At 69.6% G+C, this 312-nt stretch carries 1 protein-coding gene; it reads left to right on the forward strand.

What is annotated here, in order from left to right:
- Positions 1 to 18: 18 nt before the first annotated feature.
- A partial coding sequence (locus tag FLQ44_RS23465; protein WP_206208614.1) for a DUF6607 family protein occupies positions 19 to 312 on the forward strand: 294 nt, incomplete at its 3' end.

The following is a 312-nucleotide window of genomic DNA, read 5'->3' on the forward strand; positions in this document are numbered from 1 at the left end:
GATGCCCAGGCGCCGCAGGTGATCAAACACTGGCGGCAGGACTGGCAGTACCAGCCGGCACAGGTGCTGCGCTACCGCGGTGACCAGCGCTGGGTGCCCGAGACCATCGACGCGGAGCGCGCGCGCGGCACCTGGTCGCAGACCGTGTACGAGGTCGACGACGCGCCGCGCTACGGGGGCTTGGGCCATTGGCGACACAGCGACGGCGAGACGGTGTGGCAATCCGACTATGGCTGGCGCCCCTTGCCGCGCCGCGAGTACACCACGCGCGAGGACTACCAGCTCATGGGTGCGATCAACCGCCATGTGCTG

This window comes from Vogesella mureinivorans (genome assembly GCF_007644035.1).
In the GTDB taxonomy this organism is placed as follows: Bacteria; Pseudomonadota; Gammaproteobacteria; order Burkholderiales; family Chromobacteriaceae; genus Vogesella; species Vogesella mureinivorans.